Below are 17,613 nucleotides of genomic sequence, written 5' to 3' on the forward strand. Positions count from 1 at the left end.
GGCATGCCGACGACGTCTCGGCCCGCGCGCGTCCACACTCCCACCGACCACGGTGGCGAGCGCGAGAGTCTGCTGACCAAGGTGCTGGTGCGCCAGGAGACCACGCTGTTGGTGGTGATGGTGCTGGTCGTGATCTTCGCGGTGTCCCGGTCGGACCTGTTCTTCACTCAGAGCAACCTGCTGGAGATCCTGCGGTCGAGCGTCATCTACTTCGTGGTGGGCTGCGGTGCCGCACTGCTCATCATCGGCGGTGGGCTCGACTTCTCCGCAGGCGCCGTGTTCACGCTCAGCGGCTTGGTGTCCTGCCAGCTCATGGTCGCCGGCGTTCCCTGGCCGCTTGCGGTGCTGCTCGGTCTCGCGCTCTGCTGCGCGGTGGGCGCCCTCAACTGGGCCGTCATCACCTACCTGCACGTCCCGCCGATCATCGCGACGCTGGGCGTCTATTACATGCTCACCGGTATCGACAACCTGGTGACCGATGGCCGCGACGTGCTGCCCCTGCCCGATGGCTTCCTGCGGCTCGGGCAGACCCGGGTGGCCGGCCTACCGAGCATCGTGGTGATCGCGGTCGTGATCGGAGCGGTCTTCTGGTTCCTGCTCGAGCGCACCCGGTTCGGGGTCAACGTCCGGGCGCTCGGAGGCAACCGCCAGGCTGCTGTCGGCAACGGCCTGCGGGTGTTCCGGCTCGATTTGGGGCTCTACGTGATCGCTGCCGCGACGGCGGCGATCGCCGGTCTTCTCTACTCGGCTCGCGTCGGAGCCGGTCAGGTCACCGCCGGTGGAACGTCGACCACCCTGATCGCGATCACGGCTGTGCTCATCGGCGGCGTCAGCCTCCTCGGCGGCCTGGGCAACATCCAAGGCATCGCGGTCGGCGCCGTGCTGCTGTCGATGATCGACAACGCGTTGGTGCTGACGGAGATCCCGCCGCAGTACAACAGCATCGTCATCGGGGCGATCCTCATCTGCGCGGTCGGGCTGGACCATTTGCGCCGCTCTCGTATTTACCGCAAGCGATGAAGCCACTGGGAGAACCCATGCAACCCATTGACCCGGTCATCATCGAACTGCTGGGTGAACCCGGCGCGCAGGGCTCGGTCGCGGATCTGAGCGCCGACCAACTCCGCCAGGCGGCCCGCGATTCGGTCGCGCTCTACAACGAAGGTGTCGAGCAAATCCCTGTCGACGCGGTCACCGACGAGCGGATCGGCGACTTCGCCGTGCGGGTCTACCGGCCCGACGATCCGACCGCGGTCTTCACCTACTTCCACGGCGGTGCCTGGATCACCGGTGATCTGGACACCATCGATCCCGTCGCGAGGCGGATCAGCCGCGACACCGGAGCGATCGTGGTCTCGGTCGACTACCGGATGCTGCCCGAACATCCGTTCCCGACGCCGTTCGACGACGCCTGGGACGCGACCGTCTGGGCGAGCCGCCTGCGGCCCGACCTGCCCTTCGTAGTCGGCGGTGACAGCGCGGGCGGCACGTTGACCGGCTGTGTAGCGCTCAAGGCCCGGGACGTGGGCGGCCCCCGCATCGACGTCCAGGTGCTCATCTATCCGGGCATCGACGACGACATGGACGCGCGAAGTGTCGTCGAACTGGGCGATACCTCGTACGTCTCGCGGGAGAACCTCGACTTCTTCGTCCGGAATTACGCCGGCACCGAGGCGGCCCTGGCCTCGCCGTACGCACTCCCCGGCCGGGCGGCCAGCCTGGCCGGGCTGCCACCGGCGGTGATCGCCGTCGCCGGGCACGATCTGCTGCGCACTTCGAACGAGAACTACGCCGCGCGTCTCGAGGCCGCCGGCGTGCCCGTCACCGTGCTGCTCGACCCGGAACAGGTGCACAGCTGGATCGACTACGCGCCTCGGGTGGCGTCGGCGAGCGCTGCATTCACCCGGCTCACCGACGCCGTGAACGAGCTCGTGACCCGCGCGGTCACTCCGGCCTGAGGAGACGACGTGCCCCGTCATCTGCGGCTGGCCCAGACACCGTTTGACGACGTCACCGGCGGTGCGAGGATCTCATGCGTGAGGACTCGATCTGTACTCGTGCTGGCGTTCGACGGCGTGCAACCACTCGACGTCGCCGGGCCGGTCGACGTGCTCGCCTCTGCCGCGCGATTCGTCGGCGACCACGAGCACCCGCCGTACGTCATTCGGACGGCGACGGTCGACGGGGAGCCCGTTCGCGCCGCCGGGGGGCTCCGGCTCATGCCGGACGTCGCCCTGCTGGACGCGGAGATCCCGGACATCGTCCTCGTGCCCGGTGGCCCCGGTGCCGCCGATCCCGACCCACGCATCCTCGCGTGGTTGCACGACCGAGCACCGCGAGCCGAGCGTGTGGTGTCGGTATGTACCGGCGCCTTTCTGCTGGCCGGGGCCGGGCTGCTCGAAGGCCGCCGAGCGACGACGCACTGGGATTCGTGCGACGAGCTCGCGCGCCGGTTCCCCTCGGTCGAGGTCGACCCCAGGCCGATCTTCGTGCGTGACGGAAAGATCTCGACGTCCGCCGGCGTCAGCGCAGGCATCGACCTCGCGATCGCGTTGGTCGACGAGGATTACGGACGCGCCGTCGCGAACCAGATCGCCCGGCTCCTGGTCGTCTATCTGCGCCGTCCGGGAAGCCAGGCGCAAGTCAGCGTGCAATTGGAGACCCAGGTGGCGCGTTCGAACCCGCTACGAGAGATCCAGTACTGGATCGCCGACAACCTCGAGGCCGACCTGTCGGTGCCGACCTTGGCGGACCGGGTCGGGCTCTCGACGCGGCAGTTCGCCCGCGCCTTCGCGGACCAGGTCGGGGTGACGCCCGGGCGGTACGTCGACCTGATCCGGCTGGAGGCCGCGCAGCGGATGCTGACCGACACGACCGACGGGGTCACTCGCATCGCGCACCGGTGCGGCTACGGCTCGGCGGAGGTGATGCGCCGGGCGTTCCTGCGTGATCTCGACGTGTCACCGACCCAGTACCGCAGCGCTTTCACCCCGTCGCCCGTCGCCATGACCGACCGAGCCGAGCACGCGGATCGGGAAGGCGCGTGACGGGCGTCGTCGGTCTCCTCGCCGGCATCCGCGACGTCGGGCGCGACCGCCGACGGGGCGGCTGGTCCCGTTTCGCCTACAGCCCGGCCGAGTTGACGCTGCGGGAGTGGTTTCTCGCCGAGGCGTCGCGGCGGTCGATGGACGTCGAGATCGACCGCAACGGTCTGCTCTGGGCGTGGCGCCGGGGGATCGGCGGATCCCTCGACGACGCCGTCGTCACCGGCAGCCACCTCGATTCGGTGCCGGGCGGTGGGCAGTTCGACGGTCCGCTCGGCGTCGCCTCCGCCCTCACCGCGGTCGACCTGCTCGACGCGCGCGGGGTCGCGCCCACTCGGCCGCTGGCGATCGTCGTCTTTCCCGAGGAGGAAGGCGGCCGATTCGGAGAGGCCTGCCTGGGCTCCCGGCTGCTGATCGGCGATCTGCACCCCGACCGCGCCCTGGCCCGGACCGACGCCGACGGCATCACGCTCGCGGAAGCGCTCACCGCCGCCGGCCTCGACCCCTCGCGGGTCGGCCGGGACGACAAAACGCTGTCCCGCATCAGCACCTTCGTCGAGCTGCACGTCGAGCAGGGGCGAGGCCTCATCGACCTCGACCGGCCGGTCGCGATCGGCTCGTCCATCATCGGACACGGGCTGTGGCGGCTGACCGTCACCGGTCAGGGCAACCACGCCGGCGCCACGCTCATGACCGACCGCCGCGACCCGATGGTCGCCGCCGCCGCCATCGTCGTCGCGGTCCGCGACACCGCCCGCGCCTTCTCCGGCGCCCGCGCCACGGTCGGCCGGATCCAGCCGACTCCCGGGGGCACCAACGTGATCCCGTCGCGCGTCGACATCTGGCTCGACGTCCGCCATCCGATCGACGCTGTCGCCGAACAGATCGTCACGTCGATCCTCGAGCGCGCGCGTCCCCTGGCGGCGTCCGAAGGCTGCGAAATCGCGTTGGTGAAGGAGTCCTACGGCGGCGCGGTCGACTTCGACCAGGCGTTGCGGAACCGGCTCGCTGCCGTGCTGCCCGACGCTCCCCACCTCGACGTCGGTGCCGGACACGACGCCGGTGTGCTGGCCGAGCGGATGCCGACGGCGATGCTCTTCACCCGTAACCCCACGGGCGTCTCCCACTCACCCGAGGAGGGTGTCGAGGACGCTGACGCCGAGGCCGGAGCGGCAGCGCTCGCCGACGTCCTCGAAGAGTTGCTGCGATGACGACCTACGACGTCGTGATCCGCGGCGGCCGGGTGATCGACCCCGAGACCGGCCTCGACGCCGTCCGCCACGTCGGCGTCACCGGCGATCGGATCGCCGCGGTGTCGGAAGCAGACCTGGTCGGCCGGCGCACCATCGATGCCCACGGCCTCGTCGTCGTGCCGGGGTTCGTCGACCTGCACAGCCACGCCCAGGGCGTCGGCGAGGCGCGCCTGCAGGCGCTCGATGGCGTGACGACCGCGCTGGAACTCGAGGCCGGCACGGCTCCGGTCGCCGCTGCCTACGCTCGGGCGGCGGCAGAGGGCCGGCCGATCAACTACGGCTGGTCGGCGTCGTGGGCCTGGGTGCGCCGGCACGTGGTCGGCGGGGCACCCTTACCCGGCGGCGCGGGCGGTCCACTCGACGACCTCGGGTCGCCGGCGATGCATTCGGCCGCCTCGCCCCGGCAGACCGCGACGATGCTCGACCTGCTCGCCCGTGAGCTCGCCGACGGCGCGCTGGGAATCGGCGTGCTGCTCGGCTACGCACCGGCGACCGACCCCGCCGAGATGGTCGCGGTGGCGCGGCTCGCCGCGGGCGCCGGCGTACCGGCGTTCACGCACGCCCGCCCCCTGGTCGAGCAGGACCCGCACGTCGTCGTCGACGGCGCCGAAGAGCTCACCCGGATCGCCGGCCAGACCGGCGCGCATCTGCACTACTGCCACATCAATTCGACGTCGACGCGCCACCTCGACCGGGTCCTCGCTCTCGTCGACGCAATCCGGGCCGAGGGTGCACGGGTGACCGCCGAGGCCTACCCCTATGGCTACGGCATGACGTCGATCGGATCGGACTACTTCCGTCCCGACCGATTGCACGTGCTCGGCGCGACGGGGACGCCGAGCGACGTGGTGTACGCGCGGACGGGTGAGACCGTTTCGTCGGTCGAGCGGCTGCTCGAGCTGCGTGCCTCCGACCCCGCAGGGCTCGCCTTCATCAGGGTGTTCGACGAGGGCGACACGGACCGGATCGCCAGGCTGTGCGCGTTGCCGGGGGCCGTCGTCGCCTCCGACGCCGTTCCGTTCGTGGTCCCGGACGGGCAGACGCTCGACGCCTGGCGGTGGCCACCCCCGGCGTACGTCCGCACGCATCCGCGCACTGCCGGGACGTTCGCGCGCACGCTGCGCGTCGCCGTCCGCGAGACCGGCCTGCTGTCCCTTCCCGAGGCGGTCGCCCGGTGCACCGTCGAACCGGCACGCATCCTCGGGGGAGTTCTGGCCCGCAAGGGCCGAATTCAGGTCGGCTGCGACGCCGACCTGGTGGTGCTCGATGTGGACCGGGTCACCGATACGGCGACGTACCAGGCGTCGGTGAGCCCGTCGCGGGGGTTCGTGCACGTGCTCGTCAACGGGGAGCCGGTCGTCAGCAACGGGGTGTTGCAGGAGTCCGCCCTACCGGGTCGACCGGTGCGTACCTGACGGTCTTCTCCATGGCCGAAACGGTGGGCTGTGCGACATTTCGATCGTGACCGCGGGCCACGAGAATTTGTCCTATGCAGATCGCCATCGTGCTTTACCCACGCTTCACCTCTCTCGACGTCATCGGTCCCTACGAGGTGCTGGCGCGGCTTCCCGAGACCGAGGTCGTCTTCGTCGCCGAGGAACCGGGCCTGGTCACCAACGACCTCGGCAGCCTCTCGGTCGACGCGGTCGCCCGGCTCGAGGACGTACCGGCCCCCGACGTCGTGCTCATCGGCGGCGGCCCCGGCCAGGCGGACCAGATGGAGGACGGCCGGCTTCACCAGTGGCTGCGTGCCGCCGACCGCACCAGCACCTGGACGACGTCGGTCTGCACCGGCTCGCTGGTCCTGGCTGCGGCCGGCCTCCTCGAGGGGCGCCCGGCGACGTCGCACTGGGGAGCACTCGAGCAGCTGAAGAAATACGGCGTCACACCGTCCACCGAGCGGGTCGTCATCGACGACAAGTACGTCAGCGCTGCGGGCGTCTCCGCCGGGATCGACATGGCCCTGACGCTCGCCGGCAAACTCAGGGGCGACGACGTAGCGCAGATGGTCCAGCTGATCATCGAGTACGCACCCGAGCCGCCGTACTCCGCCGGCTCGATGGAGTCGGCCCCACCGCAGGTCGTGGAGCTCGCCACGCAGCGGCTGGCGGGACGCTTTCCTGATGAGAGCTGACGCCTTCCTGGCCGAGCTGGCCGGGCGGCGGCTCGACGGGACCTACAAGTCCCTGCCGATCCCGTCCGGCTCGGCCATCAGCGCTGGTGAGATCGGTGAGCAGGGCTGGAACGTCCGATCAGGAGATCTCGACTTCCCGGTGCTGGTCATCAAGCACAGCGCACTGACGACGAACATCGGCCTCATGGCCGACTACTGCCGGGACAACGGCCTTCTCCTCGCACCCCACGGCAAGACGACGATGGCGCCGCAGCTCTTCGCCAGGCAGTTCGCGGCCGGCGCCTGGGGCCTCACGGCGGCCACTCCGGCGCAGTGCCGCGCGTACCGGGTGTTCGGCGTCTCGCGGATCCTGCTGGCGAACGAGCTCGTCGACCCCGGGTCGCTGCGCTGGGCGGCCGCTGAACTGGCGGCCGATCCGGGTTTCGACCTGCTCTGCAACGTCGACAGCGACGCGGGAGTGGACGCCGTCGAGGACGTGTTCGCGGCAATGGACCGGCCGCTCGGCGTTCTGCTGGAGCTCGGCTATCCCGGTGGCCGGACCGGCTGCCGGACGATCGAGGAGGCCGTGGCGCTCGCCGAGCGAGTGGTCGCTTCACCGTGGTTGGAGCTACGCGGGGTCACCGGCTTCGAGGGTCTGATGCCGGGCCACGACGTCGACGACGTGATGACCAAGTGCACCGTCTACCTACGGCGGATCCGTGAGCTCGTCGAGGTGCTGGACAGCCGTGGACTGCTGCCGGCGGACGAGATCGTGGTCAGCTGCGGTGGCAGTTCCTACTTCGACCTGGTGGCGGCGGAGCTGGGTCCCGCGCGGTTCACGCGGCCAGTACTTACCGTGCTGCGAAGCGGCTGCTACCTCGCCCACGACGTCGAGATGTACGAGAAGACCTCACCGTTCGGGGCCCGAGGAACAGGCCCGCGCCTGGAGCCCGCACTGGAAGTGTGGGCCACGGTGTGGTCTCGTCCCGAGCCAGATCTCGCGATCGTCGGCTTCGGCAAGCGCGACGCACCTTACGACTACGCACTACCGGTGGCCGAATCCGTCTACGCCAGGGGTTCGGACGTCGCCCGCGGTGTCGCTTACCAGGTTACGGCGCTCAACGACCAGCACGCCTTCGTGAGGGTGCCGACGGGGGACCCGCTGGCCGTCGGCGACCGGGTCGTGTTCGGAATCAGTCACCCGTGCACCGCCTTCGACAAGTGGCGCTATCTGCCGATGGTCGACGAGAGATACGACGTGGTCGACGGTGTCTTCACCTTCTTCTGACCTGACCCCGTTCGGCGGCGCCAGGCAGTCATGGCTGCCGACCACGCGCCGGCCTCGGCTGTCGTCACCGCCCGACGACTGAAAGGGCGGCGTCCACGATCGAGGCGACATCGATCCCGTGCAGGCGGTAGGCGTCTTCCAAGCCGGACGATTGTCCGAACTCGGTAACTCCGAGGTTGATCGTTCGGTCCCCGCGAAGCCCGGCGAGGAAGGCCAAAGTGTGGGGGTGACCATCCATGACCGTCACCAGTGAGGCGGGGTGCTCTGCAGGGAACAACGTTGAGCTGATGTCGCCACCGCGTCCCTGGGCGGACCGGAAGATCAGGTCGGGACTCGTCAGACACACGACACCCGCGGTCACACCCTGACTCGACAGGAGCTCGGCCGCGGCGACGACCTCGGGGACGATGGCGCCCACGCCGACCAGCGTCACCTGCTCGGCGGCGGGGGAGTGGGCGGTGATCCGGTAGCCGCCGGAAATGGCCTGGCGCCGACGACGTTCCAGCAACACCTCGTCCTGCGGGAGCGCGGTCAGTGCGGGATCGATCGGGCGGGTCGAGAGGCGGAAGTAGCTCGATATCCCGCCGGGGACGCCGACCTGGTTCATCGCCTCGAGCAGGCACCACTCCAGGTCCTGGGCGAAGGCCGGTTCCCAGGCGATGCACCCGGGCTGCTGGAGCCCGATGGACGGCGTCGTGATGGATTGGTGAGCCCCACCCTCGGGCGCAAGCGTGACACCGGACGGCGTGCCGACGATGATCGATTGCCCGCCGGCGTAGATGCCGTAGGACCAGGGCTCGAGGGCCCGTGAGATGAAGGGGTCGTACAGGGTCGCGATCGGGATCAGGCGCTCGCCCCACCGTGACCAGGTTGCACCCAGCTCGCCCAGCAGGCCGACCAGATTGACCTCGGCGATGCCTAGTTCGAGGTGCTGGCCGGTGGTTACCTCCGCCCACCTCAGCACACGCTCGGTGTCGTCGGCGAACCAGTCAAGGCGGTCTTGCGCCGACCAGACCCCGGTCTTGTTGATCCATCCGCCGAGGTTCGTCGAGGAGGCGACATCGGGGCTGCACGTGACCACCCGCGCCGCGGCGGCAGGCGCTTCGCGGGTCAGGTCGGCCATGAACCGCCCGAGCGCGGCCTGGGTCGAGATGGGTTTCCGGTGCGGACGGGAAAGGGCCGGCGGTAGAACGTCTGGCCGCCGGGACGGCACCGCGGGCCGCTCGAGTGCCGTGGCGCGCCGTGCGCACAACTCGGCGGCGGGCGAACCAGGTGCGAACGTGCGCCACGGGTCGTTCTGGTCCGCCCCGACCGCCTCGGCGAGGATGGTCATCTGCGCTTCGGACAGCAGGGCGGAGTGGTTGTTGGGGTGGCCCTCGGTGGGCAGCCCACGGCCTTTGACCGTGTAGGCGAAGATCACGGTCGGGCGGGTCGACTCCACCGAGTCGTAGGTGTCGAGCAGCAGACCGAGGTCGTGGCCGCCCAGATCGCGGATGGCCGCCGCCAGCTCGGCGGCGGGAAGTGACGCGAGCAGCGCCCGCAGCTCGGCCGAGCCCTGCTCGCCGGCGATGCGATCAGCCACCTGCGAGGTGTCGACGCGCAGCAGCCGCTGGTATTCCTCGTTGGGCATCGCTTCGAGGCGTGCCCGCAGCTCCTCCCCACCCGGTCGATCGAACAGCGCCGAAATGAGGCGACCCCACTTGAGGGTGATCACCTGCCAGCCGGCGGCCCCGAACATCCCCATGAGTCGATGGATCTGGACGTCGGGAACCACGCGGTCGAGCGACTGCCGGTTGAGGTCGACGATCCACAGCAGCTCACCCAGCCGCGCGACCGACGGGTCCGCGACCGCCTCCCAGATGGCTCCCTCGTCGAGTTCGGCGTCACCGAGCAGACTGATGAAACGCCCCGCCCTCGGCGCGGTGTCGAAGTGCGACGCAATGTATCGGTGCGACAGCGCTGCCCAGATGGCTGCGGTAGCGCCGATGCCCACCGACCCGGTCGAGAAGTCGACGGTGTCCGGGTCCTTCAGACGGCTCGGGTAGGACTGCAACCCGCCCTTCGCCCGGAGAGAGGTCAGGTACTTCGGGTCGAGGTCCCCGAGCAGGTAGTTGATGGCGTGCAGCACCGGCGAGGCGTGCGGCTTGACCGAGACGCGGTCGTACCGGCTCAGCTCGGAGAACCACAGCGACACCATGATGTCGACCATCGAGGCGCTCGACGCCTGGTGCCCTCCCACCTTGACGCCGCTGGTGTTGGGCCGACCGTGGTTGGCCGCGTCCACGATGGCGGTCGAGAGCCAGAGCACCCTCCGCGAAATCTCGCCCAGCACATCCGTGCTGACGGCGGTACCGGCGTCGACCTCGTGCTGCAGCTGGTTCATCGCTGGTTGTCTCCGTCAGGGGTGTTGTCGATCGCCATGGCCTCGGCGTTCACGACGTCGAGGTCGCCTGCGCAATGAACTGTGCGTACACCGGACTCCACGGGCAAGAGATCATGGGAAACCTGCGCAAGAGCGCACGGATGTTTCGTGTGGGACGCCCAGCGATGCATCATGCATTCATGCCGAAGCATGAATCCCGGATGACGCGGCGGACCGTCCAGCTGGACGAGCTCGACCGGCGACTGCTCGAGCTGCTGCGCAAGGACGCGCGCGCGCCCGTCAACCAGCTGGCGCGAGCCGTCCAGCTGTCACCGGCGCCGGTCAGCCGCCGGATCGCCCGCCTCGAGCAGGAAGGGGTCATTCGCGGCTACGTCACCGTCATCGACGACCAGGCTGCGGGTGACGTGCACGCCTTCGTGGAGATCCGGCTCACCGGCGAGACGGAAACCGGGGAGCTCGAGGAATGGCTACGCCAGATGGATGAGGTGGAGAACTTCTTCACCGTCGCCGGCGACCCGGACGTTCTGGTCCGTCTGCGGGTCCACGACGTCGATCACCTGCAGCGCGTCGTCAACGCCATCCGCCGCACCGGGAAGGTGACCGGCACCAAGACGATGATCGTCATGTACGACTGGACTCGCGGGGAGGACGTCGACGTCGGTTGACCGCTCGTGCCACGGGCGACGGCAGGTAGGCGCCGCGCGCCGCACCCTGGTCACGTTGACCTGAGCCATCAACCGGTCGCGGGTGGTGCGGTGGATCGCCGGACGACGAGTTCCGGGGGGAATCGTTCGATCTGGGTGCCGGCGGCGTCTCCGGCGATCTGTTGCAGTGCCAGCTCGGCGGCCCGCCGGCCGAGGTCGATGCCGGGCAGCCGGACGGTGGTCAGCGGCGGATCGAGGTGATCGGTGAGGGGCGCGTCGTTGTATCCGACGATCGAGACGTCCTCGGGGCAGCGCAGCCCGTGCTCCCGCAGGGCGTCGAGCGCGCCCACCGCGAGCTGGTCGTTGTGCGCGAACAGCGCTGTCGGCCGGTCGGTGCCGCGGTCGAGCAGTTGCCGGGTGAGTCGGTAGCCCTCCGCGACGGTCGGCTCGGCCGCGTAGTCCTCGACCGAGACGTCCCGCGCCGACGTCGTGGCCATGACCGATCCGAAGCCGGTCGACCGGCCGTTGAACGACGAGATGTCCGCCGGGCCGGCGAGCTGCGCGAGCGACTGGTGGCCGAGCTCGACGAGATGCCGGGCGGCGAGCTTCCCGCCGAGCACGTCGTCGTGGGTGACGGTGGGGAAGGCATCCGACTCGAGGCTCCGGACCGCGAGCACGACCGGGATCAACGGGAGGATCGCGCGGACGACGTCGGCGTCGTCGCGGTGCGCGGCCGACAGGATGATCGCGTCGACGCGGCGGGTGACCAGGTGCTCGAGGATCGAGGCCAGGGTCGCGCTGTCGTCGTGCGTCTCCGCGATGAGCAGGAGGCGGCCCTCGGCGCGCAGCACCTGCTCGATGCCGCGGAGGACCGGGGGGAGGAACGGGTTGGCCACGTCGGCCACGACCACGCCCACCATGCCGCTGACGTTCTTGCGCAGGCTCTGCGCGAATGCGTTGATGCGATAGCCGACGTCGTTGGCGACCCGGACGATGCGTTCACGGGTATCGGGGTGAACCAGGTCGGCCTTGGCCGGGTCCAGTGCCCGCGAGACCGTCGCCGGATGGACCTTGGCCAGCCGGGCCACGTCTTTCAAAGTGGCCGCGCCGCCGGCCTGCGACTTCCCCATGGCACCTCATCGTATGGAACGCGCCGGGCAGACGGTCGCCTGCCCGGCGCTGGTCGATCAGACGTGAGCCTTGCAGACCTCCGACGTCTCTCCGCCCTGACAGATCTCCTGCCAGGTGTAGAAACCGGCCTTCACGACGATGTCGATGTTGTCCTTGGTGACGTTCTGAACAGGAAGGAAGACGGTCGGCACCTTCTGGAACTTGTTGTCGAGTTCGCCGTTGACCTGCTTCTTCCACGCGCCGTCGTCCTTCAGGATCGACGACGTGACCTGGGCGGCGGCTTTGGCCTGCTCGTCGAGGTTCTTGAAGATCGTGTTGTCCAGCTTCCCCTGCGCGACGAACTGCACGGCGTCGAGGTTGGCGTCCTGACCGCCGGTGACCGGGATTTTTCCGACGAGGTTCTGGCTGGTCAGGGCAGCGATGATGCCGCCGGCCAGGCCGTCGTTCATCGTCACGAACAGGTCGACGCCGTTGTTCTGCTTGGTCAGGCAGTCCTCGGCGAACGCCTGGCCCTGTACCGGGTCCCAGTTGGTGATGTTCTTGTCGCAGACCACGGTGATCTTGCCGCTGTCGATCAACGGCTTCAGGAACTCGTCCTGGCCGGCCTGGTACTGGGTCGTGCCGTACTCGCCGGGATTGCCCTTGACCCGCGCGATCTTCAGGCCCTGTCCGGGCATCTTCGCGATGAGCTCGGCGGCCCGCTTGCCCTGGGCGACGCCGACCGCATGGGCGTCGAAGCTGACCTGCGCGTCCACCGGGCCGCCGACCGCATCGTGTTCGTAGAGGATCACCGGAACCTTGGCCTGCTCGGCGGTGGCCAGGGAGCCGGCGGCCAGGTTCGCGTCCGCGGAGACGAGAACGATGGCCGACGCGCCCTGGGTGATGGCGTCGTTGACCTGGTCCTGCTGTTTGTCGGGGTCGCCGGCGGCATTGAGCACGGTCACCGAGGTCCCCGGTGACAGCTGCTTCATGTACTTCTCGAACGCGGGCGCGTCTCTCTGTTCGAAGCGGGTCGTCGTGGTGTTGGGCAGGAGGAAGAACACTTTCTTGCCGCCGGAGTCACCGGAGTCGTTCGACCCGCACCCGGCCAGTAACAGGCACGCGACTGCGGAGACCGCGATCGGTGCGCGAAGAAAACGCAACATTGGGAGTCCTCGCTTCGGGGGTTTGCAATGGATTGCAGGAGGCCTTACAGAGCCGATCGGATCACCGACGCCGCGGTGTCGTGGGCCCGCTGCAGCGCGGACTCCAGCGGTAGCGCGCGGTGCGAGCGGGAGATGATCTCGACGCCCCACGGGCCGCGGTAGCCGAGTTCGGTCAGCGTCCGGATCAGACCGGTCAGGTCGAACGATCCTTCACCGCACAGCAGCCGTTCGTTGATCGTGTCTTCGAACAGCGTTCCGACTCTCGCCGCGGCGGCGTCGTTCAGTTCCGCGGCGAAGACGATGTCGGGCGTCAGGCTCGCCCGCAGGTCCGCGAGCGAGGTTCCGGCCCGGAAGACGTGCCAGCTGTCGACCAGCAGGCCACAGCTGGGTCGGTCGACGGCCCGGACCAGGTCCGCGCCCATGGGCACCGAGGCGACCATGGAGAACGGCATCGGTTCGAGAGCGACGCGCAGCCCGCGGCCGGCGGCCTCGTCGGCCAGGTCACGCAACGGGGAGATCAGCAGGTCGATCGACGTCAGCGCCTCGCCGAAGGCCGTGCCGATCTTGATGTGGGTGGCGCCCAGCGACTCCGCGGCGTCGAAGAGGACCGCGCGGACCTCGTCGGACCGTCGGCGACGCTCGCCGGTCTCCCACCAGTCGGTGAGCAGCTCGAGCTCGGTGTAGCGGAGGCCGGCCTCGTGGATCAGCTCGCCCAGCTTGGCGTAGCCGATCGTGTCCCGGACGTGCCGGACGTCGTCCTGGGCGATGCCGATCCCGGCCCACCCGGTCGTGGCGACCGCCGCGACCCGGTCGGCGATGTCGAACGGACTGCGCTCGTCCGGCGCGAGCGGCGCGACGTCGCCGGAGCTGGTCCAGCACGTGGCGATCAGCTCCACGGCCGTCACCACTCCACCGCGATGTACTTGCTCTCGGTGAACTCGAGCATTCCCTCGTGCCCGCCCTCCCGGCCGAGCCCGGACTGCTTGGTGCCGCCGAACGGCGCCGCCGGGTCCGACACCACCGGCCGGTTGAGGCCGACCATGCCACTGTCCAGACGCTCGCTGACCTGCAGGCCCGCCCGCAGATCGGTGGTGTAGACGTAGGAGACCAGGCCGTATTCGGTGGCGTTGGCCAGCGAGACGGCCTCGTCCAGATCGCGGAAGGACACGACCGGTGCGACCGGGCCGAAGATCTCCTCGCCGAGGATCGGCGCGTCCTGCGCGACGCCGCCGAGCACGGTCGGCAGGTAGTAGTAACCGCGTCGGTCGGGTGCCTGCCCGCCGGTCAGCGTCCGGGCCCCGCCGTCGACGGCGCCCTGCACCAGCGACGCCACCTTGTCCCTGGTCTTGGCGTTCACCAGGGGCCCGATCGTGTTGCCGGGCTGCACGCCCGGCCCGACCGAGAGTTCGGCCATGGCTGTCGCGAACCGGCCCGAGAATTCGTCGGCCAACGATTCGTGCACGATGAACCGGTTCGCGGCCGTGCATGCCGAGCCGCCGTTGCGCAGCTTCGCCACCATGGCCCCCTGGACGGCCTCGTCCAGGTCGGCGTCGGCCAGCACGACGAACGGCGCGTTGCCGCCGAGCTCCATCGCGCTGCTCACGACGGTTCGGGCAGCGTGGGCCAGCAGCAGTCGGCCGACCTCGGTGGAGCCGGTGAACGACACCTTCCGCACGCGGTCGTCGTCGAGCAGCCGGGAAGAGAACGCGTCCGCGTTGCGCGCCGGCACGACGTTCACGACACCGTCGGGCACACCGGCCTCGCCGAGGATCGCGGCGATCGCCAGCGCGGTCAGCGGAGTCTCCGAGGCGGGCTTGAGCACCACCGCGCACCCGGCGGCCAGCGCCGGGCCGATCTTGCGGGTGGCCATCGCGGCCGGGAAGTTCCACGGCGTGATCAGCAACGACACGCCGATGGGCTGCCGCAGCACGAGGATGCGGTTGGTGCCGGCGGGCGCCGTCTCGACGGTGCCTTCCAGCCGTACGGCCTCCTCGGCGTACCAGCGGAAGAACTCCGCCGCGTACGCCACCTCGGAGCGGGCGTCGGCCAGCGCCTTGCCGTTCTCCAGCACGATCAGGTGCGCGAGCGCGTCGCCGCGCTCGGTCATCAGCTCGTACGCGCGGCGCAGGACCTCGCTGCGGCGCCGGGGCGCGAGCGCGGCCCAGCCGCTCATGGCGGCGGCGGCCGCGTCGACGGCGGCGACACCGGTGTCCGTGTCGCCGACGCCGATCTCGGTCAGCGTCTCCTCGGTGGCCGGGTCCACGACGGCGAGGGTGGCGGCGGTGGCGGCCACCTGGCCGCCGACGATCGGCCCGGCCGGGACCGGACCGAGCACCGCCTCGATGTCCTTCAGGGTCTCCATGAGGATCCTCAGTACGCGTTGGCGACGAAGAGTTCCTGAGCGGGGAACAGCGTCAGGATCTGGGGGCCGTCAGCGGTGACGACGACTTCTTCCTCGATGCGGGCCGCCGAGAAACCGTCGGTGGCCGGGCAGTAGGTCTCCAGCGCGAAGACCATTCCCTCCTGCAGCTCGACTGGCTCGGCCATGCTGTTGAGACGGGAGATGATCGGCCGCTCATGTAGGCCGAGGCCCAGCCCGTGACCGAACTGCAGCCCGAACGCGGCGAGCTCGTTGGCGAAACCGAATTCGGTCGCGGCCGGCCAGACCGCCGCCACCTGATCGGTGGTCACGCCGGGCTTGATCATCTGGATCGACGCATCCATCCACTCCCGCGCCTTCGTGTAGGCGTCACGTTGGACCGCTGTCGCGCTGCCGACGTTGAACGTGCGGTAGTAGCACGTCCGGTAGCCGTTGAAGCTGTGGATGATGTCGAAGAACGCCTGGTCGCCGGGGCGGATCAGCCGGTCGGTGAAGTTGTGCGGATGCGGGTTGCAACGCTCACCGGAGATCGCGTTGACGGCCTCGACCTGGTCCGAGCCCATCTCGTAGAGCCGCTTGTTGGCCAGCGCCACGATCTGGTTCTCCCGGATGCCGGGCTTGAGCACGTCGACGATGTCCTGGTAGACGCCGTCCACCATGGCCGCCGCCTGGGTGAGCAGCATGATCTCGTCGCGCGACTTGATCTGCCGTGCGTCGAGCATCAGCTGCTGGCAGTCGACGACCGTCAGCCCCTGCCGCTGCATCTCGAACAGGAACGCCGGTTCCACGATGTCGACGCCGACGGGAGCGTCGGCCATACCGGCGTCCTCGAGGAGGCCTTTCAGCTCGCGGATCGCGGATTCCATGAGACCGGCCGACGGGGCGACGGCGCCGCGCATACCGAGCATCCCCGGCCGGCAGTTCTCCTCCGGCAGCCACCGGGAGTAGAGCTGGTGGTGCCGCACGGCCGAGCCGAAGTCCCACAGCCACGGCGCGTCCGCCTCGCGGGTGAGCAGCGCGTAGCGGGTCATCTTGTCGCCCAGCGCGCCGCCGATCCACGTCTGGGTGGTGTAGCGGATGTTGTAGAAGTCGAAGAGCAGGAACGCGCCGCACTCGGAGCCGCGCAGCGCTTCCTGCGCCCGGCCCCACCGGTAGCGGCGCAGCCGGTCGAAATCGACGCGCTCCTCGTAGTCCACGCCCATGTGGCCGGGCGCGGGCAGCGGACGGACAGCAGCCATCAGGCGTCCAAATTGGGGTTGTGGATGTGGATTTTGATGTTCGACTTGCGGTCCTCGGCGGCCGTGAGCGCGTCGAGTGAGTCCTCGAAGTCGAAGCGCCGGGAGATGATCTGCGAGAGATCCACCGGCAGTCGGCCGAGGAAGCGCAGCACCGCGTCCCAGGTGACGCCGGTCGACCCGACCTGGCCGCGGATGTTCAGTGACTTCTCCACGATCAGGCCCAGCCGGGTGGCCTGTTCGCCGCCGACGTTGATCCCGACATTGACGATCCGGCCGTTGTAGGCCGCGACCAGCAGTGTGTCCGCCATCGCGCGGGGGTTGCCGGAGGCCTCGACGACGCCGTCGGCGCCCCGGCCGCCGGTCAGCTCGAGGATCTGCTCGACCACGTCCCCCGCGGTGGGGTCGACGCTGTGTTCCGCGCCGAGCTTCGCGGCCAGCTCGCGGCGGGCGGGGTCGGGCTCCACGATGATCGTCCGGGCGCCCATGGCCGCCGCGGCCGCCGTCGAGCACAGGCCGATCGGGCCCGCGCCGAAGACGGCGACGGTGTCCGACGCGTCGAACCCCCGGGTGGCGCCGTAGGCGACCGTGAACGGCTCGACCAGCGCACCGACCGAGTCGCCGACGTTCTCCGGCAGTTTGTGCAGCCAGGCGGCGGGCACCGGGAAGTACTCCGACAGCGCGCCGTCGTAGGTGAAGCCGAAGTGCTCGTCGTCGGCGACCGAGCATTCACCGACGACCCGGTCGCCGACCGTGAAGCCGGTGACCGCGCTGCCGACCTCGGCGACGTCGCCGGTCCACTCGTGGCCCGGCACCACCGGGTAGCGGATCGGCAGGATGTAGTTGCCGGTGAGCAGGTCGAAGTCGGAGTGGCAGATGCCGACGGCGCGCATCCGGACCAGGACGTCGCTGGGACCGATCGCCGGCGGGTCGCGATCGACGATCTCGGCGACGTTCGGCTTTTGGTAGACGAGAGTCCTCATGATGTGTGTCCCCC

The 17,613-nt window shown here is 69.6% G+C and carries 15 protein-coding genes; 8 read left to right on the plus strand and 7 right to left on the minus strand.

Annotated features, from left to right (window positions below):
* The first annotated feature begins 3 nt into the window (after positions 1 to 3).
* From ACGFY5_RS07755 to ACGFY5_RS07785, 7 genes are all read left to right on the plus strand, one after another.
* Positions 4 to 1,020, plus strand: coding sequence for an ABC transporter permease (locus ACGFY5_RS07755; protein WP_392718442.1), 1,017 nt, complete (start codon positions 4 to 6; stop codon positions 1,018 to 1,020).
* A 17-nt stretch (positions 1,021 to 1,037) separates the two neighbouring features.
* Complete coding sequence (locus ACGFY5_RS07760) at positions 1,038 to 1,958, plus strand: alpha/beta hydrolase (protein WP_392718444.1); 921 nt, start codon at positions 1,038 to 1,040, stop codon at positions 1,956 to 1,958.
* 78 nt (positions 1,959 to 2,036) lie between these two features.
* Positions 2,037 to 3,047, plus strand: a complete 1,011-nt coding sequence (locus tag ACGFY5_RS07765) for a GlxA family transcriptional regulator (RefSeq protein WP_392718446.1) — start codon at positions 2,037 to 2,039, stop codon at positions 3,045 to 3,047.
* Positions 3,044 to 4,255, plus strand: a complete 1,212-nt coding sequence (locus tag ACGFY5_RS07770) for an allantoate amidohydrolase (protein WP_392718448.1) — start codon at positions 3,044 to 3,046, stop codon at positions 4,253 to 4,255. The genes ACGFY5_RS07765 and ACGFY5_RS07770 overlap by 4 nt, the downstream gene beginning before the upstream one ends.
* Complete coding sequence (locus ACGFY5_RS07775) at positions 4,252 to 5,712, plus strand: amidohydrolase family protein (RefSeq protein ID WP_392718450.1); 1,461 nt, start codon at positions 4,252 to 4,254, stop codon at positions 5,710 to 5,712. Before ACGFY5_RS07770 ends, ACGFY5_RS07775 begins: the two co-directional genes overlap by 4 nt.
* Before the next feature lie 74 nt (positions 5,713 to 5,786).
* The gene (locus ACGFY5_RS07780; RefSeq protein WP_392718452.1) at positions 5,787 to 6,431 is read left to right on the plus strand and encodes a DJ-1/PfpI family protein; all 645 of its coding nucleotides are present in this window, start codon (positions 5,787 to 5,789) and stop codon (positions 6,429 to 6,431) included.
* Positions 6,421 to 7,698 (plus strand): amino acid deaminase, encoded by a 1,278-nt coding sequence (locus tag ACGFY5_RS07785; RefSeq protein WP_392718453.1) that lies wholly within the window; start codon positions 6,421 to 6,423, stop codon positions 7,696 to 7,698. Before ACGFY5_RS07780 ends, ACGFY5_RS07785 begins: the two co-directional genes overlap by 11 nt.
* A gap of 64 nt (positions 7,699 to 7,762) precedes the next feature.
* Here ACGFY5_RS07785 and ACGFY5_RS07790 read toward each other — a convergent pair whose 3' ends face one another.
* Positions 7,763 to 10,081, minus strand: coding sequence for a pyruvate dehydrogenase (locus ACGFY5_RS07790; RefSeq protein WP_392718455.1), 2,319 nt, complete (start codon positions 10,079 to 10,081; stop codon positions 7,763 to 7,765).
* Positions 10,082 to 10,260: 179 nt separating this feature from the next.
* Between ACGFY5_RS07790 and ACGFY5_RS07795 the strand changes: the two genes are divergently transcribed.
* A complete protein-coding gene (locus ACGFY5_RS07795; protein WP_392718457.1) occupies positions 10,261 to 10,746 on the plus strand; it encodes an Lrp/AsnC family transcriptional regulator in 486 nt (161 codons plus the stop codon).
* 68 nt (positions 10,747 to 10,814) lie between these two features.
* On the opposite strand, the gene ACGFY5_RS07800 is transcribed toward ACGFY5_RS07795, so the two are convergent.
* Genes ACGFY5_RS07800 through ACGFY5_RS07825 form a run of 6 tightly spaced genes read right to left on the minus strand, consistent with a single transcriptional unit; the run spans position 10,815 to position 17,599 of the window.
* On the minus strand, positions 10,815 to 11,855 hold the full coding sequence (locus ACGFY5_RS07800; protein WP_392718459.1) for a LacI family DNA-binding transcriptional regulator: 1,041 nt from the start codon (positions 11,853 to 11,855) through the stop codon (positions 10,815 to 10,817).
* Positions 11,856 to 11,912: 57 nt separating this feature from the next.
* On the minus strand, positions 11,913 to 13,001 hold the full coding sequence (locus ACGFY5_RS07805) for a sugar ABC transporter substrate-binding protein (protein ID WP_392718461.1): 1,089 nt from the start codon (positions 12,999 to 13,001) through the stop codon (positions 11,913 to 11,915).
* 44 nt (positions 13,002 to 13,045) lie between these two features.
* Positions 13,046 to 13,906 carry a sugar phosphate isomerase/epimerase family protein gene (locus ACGFY5_RS07810; RefSeq protein ID WP_392718463.1) on the minus strand — a complete coding sequence of 287 codons (861 nt, stop codon included), beginning with the start codon at positions 13,904 to 13,906 and terminating at the stop codon, positions 13,046 to 13,048.
* Complete coding sequence (locus ACGFY5_RS07815; protein ID WP_392718465.1) at positions 13,903 to 15,363, minus strand: NAD-dependent succinate-semialdehyde dehydrogenase; 1,461 nt, start codon at positions 15,361 to 15,363, stop codon at positions 13,903 to 13,905. The genes ACGFY5_RS07810 and ACGFY5_RS07815 overlap by 4 nt, the downstream gene beginning before the upstream one ends.
* A gap of 8 nt (positions 15,364 to 15,371) precedes the next feature.
* On the minus strand, positions 15,372 to 16,619 hold the full coding sequence (locus ACGFY5_RS07820) for a M24 family metallopeptidase (protein WP_392718467.1): 1,248 nt from the start codon (positions 16,617 to 16,619) through the stop codon (positions 15,372 to 15,374).
* Complete coding sequence (locus ACGFY5_RS07825) at positions 16,619 to 17,599, minus strand: zinc-binding dehydrogenase (RefSeq protein WP_392718469.1); 981 nt, start codon at positions 17,597 to 17,599, stop codon at positions 16,619 to 16,621. Before ACGFY5_RS07825 ends, ACGFY5_RS07820 begins: the two co-directional genes overlap by 1 nt.
* Positions 17,600 to 17,613 lie beyond the last annotated feature (14 nt).

Source organism: Cryptosporangium sp. NPDC048952, from assembly GCF_043197895.1.
Taxonomy (GTDB): domain Bacteria; phylum Actinomycetota; class Actinomycetes; order Mycobacteriales; family Cryptosporangiaceae; genus Cryptosporangium.